The 4,492-nt window shown below is 63.9% G+C and carries 4 protein-coding genes and 1 pseudogene; all 5 read left to right on the top strand.

Annotated features, from left to right (window positions below; genetic code table 11):
• On the top strand, nt 1–317 hold a 317-nt coding region (locus VZ95_RS12280), incomplete at its 5' end, for a DUF4115 domain-containing protein (RefSeq protein WP_045776101.1).
• Between the two features lie 85 nt (nt 318–402).
• Nucleotides 403–1,512 carry a flavodoxin-dependent (E)-4-hydroxy-3-methylbut-2-enyl-diphosphate synthase gene (ispG, locus tag VZ95_RS12275; protein ID WP_045776102.1) on the top strand — a complete coding sequence of 370 codons (1,110 nt, stop codon included), beginning with the start codon at nt 403–405 and terminating at the stop codon, nt 1,510–1,512.
• Between the two features lie 20 nt (nt 1,513–1,532).
• Nucleotides 1,533–2,264, top strand: coding sequence for a M48 family metallopeptidase (locus tag VZ95_RS12270; RefSeq protein ID WP_045776100.1), 732 nt, complete (start codon nt 1,533–1,535; stop codon nt 2,262–2,264).
• On the top strand, nt 2,257–3,489 hold the full coding sequence (locus tag VZ95_RS12265) for a multidrug effflux MFS transporter (protein ID WP_045776099.1): 1,233 nt from the start codon (nt 2,257–2,259) through the stop codon (nt 3,487–3,489). Before VZ95_RS12270 ends, VZ95_RS12265 begins: the two co-directional genes overlap by 8 nt.
• 56 nt (nt 3,490–3,545) lie before the next feature.
• Nucleotides 3,546–4,492: pseudogene (gene tsaD / locus VZ95_RS12260) on the top strand (tRNA (adenosine(37)-N6)-threonylcarbamoyltransferase complex transferase subunit TsaD); the annotation flags it as partial.

Here is a 4,492-nt window from a genome sequence, read left to right as displayed (position 1 = left end):
CGGTTGCAGCCCCGCCCGCCGATGGGCGCGTGTTCGGCGCGGTCAATGATACCGTTCGCGTCGTTATCCGCTCCAAAGGCGAAAGCTGGGTTCAGGTCCGCGACGCCGATAATCAGGCCGTGATGACGCGCGTGTTGCGCGCGGGCGATCAATACCGCGTGCCGAACCGCCCCGGCCTAACGCTGATGACCGGCAATGCGGGCGCCTTGGAAGTCACCGTCGACGGTCAACCCGCCCCCGCCCTCGGCCCCACAGGTATGGTTCGCCGCGCCGTACCGCTCGATCCCGAGCGCTTGAAGCAAGGCACGCTGGAGTAATCTTACCACCCGCGCCTTAACCCTAGCTTTTCGATGGCGACACTCCTATGTGTCGCCTTATGTCGTTTTATGGATTGAGATGGTCATGAGCATTCGCCCCTACCGCGATATTCAACGCCGCAAAGCCCGCACCGTGATGGTCGGGTCGGTCGCCGTCGGCGGCGATGCGCCGATTTCGGTGCAGACCATGACCAATAGCCTCACGGCGGACGCCGCCGCAACCATCGAGCAAATCCGCCGGATCGAAGAGGCCGGGGCCGATATCGTCCGCGTCTCCTGCCCCGATGTGGAATCGACCGCCGCGCTGAAAGCGATCGTCGCGGCGGCACAGATCCCCATCGTCGCCGATATTCACTTTCACTATAAGCGCGCCATTGAATCCGCCGAAGCGGGCGCGGCCTGCCTGCGCATCAACCCCGGCAATATCGGCAGCGAAGCCAAAGTGCGCGAGGTCATCCGCGCCGCAAAAGATCACGGCTGCTCGATGCGCATCGGCGTGAATGCGGGCAGCCTGGAGCAGGATTTGCTGGAGCGCTACGGCGAGCCCTGCCCGGAAGCGATGGTGGAAAGCGCCCTCAACCACGCGCGCATTCTGGAAGATAACGATTTTCGCGATTTTAAGATCAGCGTGAAAGCTTCCGATGTTTTCCTCGCCGTCGCCGCCTATCAGGCATTGGCGGACGCCTGCGACTATCCCCTGCACGTCGGCATTACCGAAGCAGGCGGCTTGCGCACGGGAACGGTGAAATCCTCCATCGGCATGGGCATGCTGCTGTGGTCGGGAATCGGCGATACCATCCGCGTCTCGCTCTCCGCCGACCCGGTGGAAGAGGTGAAGGTTGGGTTCGAGATGCTCAAATCCTTGAACCTCCGGCATCGCGGCGTGAATATCATCTCCTGCCCCTCCTGCGCCCGCCAGCAGTTCAATGTGATCGATACAGTGGCGGCCTTGGAAGCGCGCGTAGCCCATATCACCACGCCGATGAGCGTATCGGTGATCGGCTGCGTGGTGAACGGGCCGGGGGAAGCGCGCGAAACCGATATTGGCTTTACGGGTGGGGGCGCGGGCACCCATCAGGTCTATATCGCCGGGGTGCCGCATCATCGCTTCAAAGACCCGGACATCATCGAGCATCTCGCCGAATTGATCGAACGCAAAGCCGCCGAGATCGAAGCGGCGAAGGCTGTATCCTGATTTTCGGATGGGGCGAGACGATGCGCGCGCCCCAGAAAATCACCCTCAGCACGGTTGACATCGAGGTCGGCGGGCAGGCGCGGCGCGTTACTCTGCGCCACAATCCGCGCGCGCGCCGCCTGTCGTTGCGCTTCGAGGCGGTGGACCAGGGCTTCACCCTCACGCTGCCGCCGCGCTTTCCGCTGCCGCGCGCGCTGGAATTTCTCGACGCCCATCGCGGTTGGATGCAAACCTGCCTTGCGCGCCCAGCAGCCCGGCAGGCCGCAGAGCGGGTGGCCTTCGTGCCGGGTGCGGCGATTCCGTTCCGGGGCACCTCCTGCCTGATCCGCCACGATCCCCAAGGTTTGCGCCAACCTCGGCACGACGACGGCGCGATCTGGGTCGGCGGCCCGATCGAGCGCGTTCCGCCCCGCATCGCGGCGTGGCTGCACGGTGAAGCGGCAAAACATTTAACCCAGGCGGCGGAAGCCTATGCATTTCAGCTTGGCAAAAGCGTAACATCGGTTACAGTTCGCGATACGAGAAGTCGCTGGGGCAGTTGCACTGCGCGCGGCAGCCTGAATTTTTCATGGCGGCTGATTCTCGCGCCACCGACGGTTCTCGACTATGTCGCGGCCCATGAGGCAGCCCATCTGGTCGAGCTTAACCACTCTCCCCGCTTTTGGGCGCTCGTCGCCCGCTTGCACCCCGATCCCGATACGGCCCGGCATTGGCTGAAGACTTACGGAACAGGATTACACCGTTATGGATAGTGCCTCCGCCGCTTCTTGGACTCTGCCGCTCTCCCGCCGGGCGATGACGGCGCTGGTAACGATGCTCGCCGCCCTAGGCGCGCTCTCCACCTCGATCTACGTGCCCTCGCTGCCCGATCTCGAACTCGCGCTGGCGACCGATGCCGCGATGGTGCAGGTCACGATGACCGCCTTTCTGATCGGGTTTGCCTTCATGCAACTGGTCTATGGCCCGCTGTCGGACGTGAAGGGGCGGCGGATTGCCCTACTGCTCGGGCTGATCGTCTTCATCGTCGGCAATATTCTCTGCACGACGGCGACCAGCATTGAGCAATTGATCGTGGGGCGGGTCGTGCAGGCGCTGGGGGCCTGCGTCGGCCCCGTCGTCTCCCGCGCCGTCGTCCGCGATGCTTTCGGCGTGGCGGGAGCCGCCACCGTGATGGCCAGCGTCGCGGCGGGGATTTCCCTCGCCCCCGCCATCGGGCCAACCTTGGGCGGGCTGCTGCATACCGCCTTCGGTTGGCAGGCGAATTTCGCGCTGCTCACCGTTCTGGGCACGGGGCTCTTGTTCATCATTTGGCGTTGGCTGCCCGAAACCAACCCTCATAAGGGCGTTCACGTCTTCAACTTCGGCGTAATGCGGCGCAGTTACCATGAATTGATCCGCAATCGGACGTTCATGACCTATAATATCGCCATCGCGCTCGGTTTTAGCGCGATGTTTGCCTATATCACTGGCTCGCCCTTCCTATTCATCCGCAATTTTCACCTGAGCCCCGCCGAATTCGGCCTCTTGACGATGTTCAACGCCCTCGGCTTCATGTCCGGCAGCCTGATTGCCCGGAAAAAGGCGGCGACCTGGAGCAATCCGCGCCTCGCCAATCTTGGCACGCTGATTTCCACCTTAGGCGGCGGCTGGCTGCTGGCGCAAGCGGTTGGCGATATACTGACCGTGCCTGGCGTTATCTCCGGCGTTTTCACCTTCCTGCTCGGCTTAGGGATTCTGATTCCGGCGGCTTTTGCCGGATCGATTGCCGCCGCCCCCCATTTGGCCGGGGCCGGGTCGGGGCTGGTCGGCTTCACGCAGATGGCTATGTCTGCCGTTCTGTCCTATCTCGTCGCCCATATCAACCGCGCCGATCAGGTGCCGCTGATGGCGATTATTGCAGTTGCAGCATTAGGGAGCCTTTTCGCGACGTTGCGGTTGAGCCGGGCCACCGAACGCCCGCTTGCGTCAGAAAGCTAGGCGTGGAATGGGTTTTCCCCTTGTTTCCCGGCGCTATCGCTCGCTAAGTCTATGACATGCGTATCGTTCTAGGGATCGAGAGTAGTTGCGACGAAACCGCCGCCGCCGTTGTCGGCGAGGATCGGCGCATTCTCGCCAATATCGTGCTCTCGCAGCTTGAGGACCATCGCGCCTATGGCGGCGTTGTGCCGGAGATTGCCGCGCGCGCCCACCTCGATCATATCGAGCGCGTCGTTCAGGAAGCGATGCAGGCGGCGGGCGTGGGCTTCGGCGATCTCGCCGGCGTGGCGGCGACCACCGGGCCGGGCTTGATCGGCGGCGTCATCGTCGGCGCGACCGTCGCAAAAAGTCTGGCGATGGTCCACGAGAAACCCTTTATCGCCGTCAATCACCTGGAAGGCCATGCGCTGACCTGCCGCCTGACCGACGATGTGCCATTTCCGTTTCTGCTGCTGCTCGTGTCGGGCGGGCACAGCCAGTTTCTGTCGGTCGCCGACGTTGGGGCCTATAGCCGCCTCGGCGGTACCCTCGATGATGCCGTCGGCGAGGCGTTCGACAAAACCGCCAAGATGCTCGGCCTCGGCTTCCCCGGTGGCCCCGCCGTCGAACAGGCCGCGCTGAGCGGCGATGCCGCGCGCTTTGCCCTGCCGCGCCCGCTGGTCGGGCGCCCAGGGGCCGATCTCTCGCTCTCGGGCTTGAAGACCGCCGTGCGCCCTTGCCGCCGAAAAACTGCCCGCGCCGGTTTCCGGGCAAGATTTGTCGGACCTTGCCGCCAGCTTTCAGGCCGCCGTCGGCGACGTGCTGGCCGACCGGCTGAAAAACGCCCTAACCGCCTTCTGTAGCGCCCATCCCGAGGGCCGCCATGTGGTGATTGCGGGCGGGGTTGCCGCCAATAAGGCCCTGCGCGTGCGGCTTCAGTCCGTCGTCGCGGAGCGCGGATTAACGCTTGTTGCGCCGCCGCTGAAGCTCTGCACCGATAATGCGCAATGATCGCCTGGGCTGG

Source organism: Elstera litoralis, assembly GCF_000963705.1.
In the GTDB taxonomy this organism is placed as follows: Bacteria; Pseudomonadota; Alphaproteobacteria; order Elsterales; family Elsteraceae; genus Elstera; species Elstera litoralis.
The sequence above is the reverse complement of the archived record's forward strand: the minus strand, read 5'-3'. Positions and strand labels throughout refer to the sequence as shown.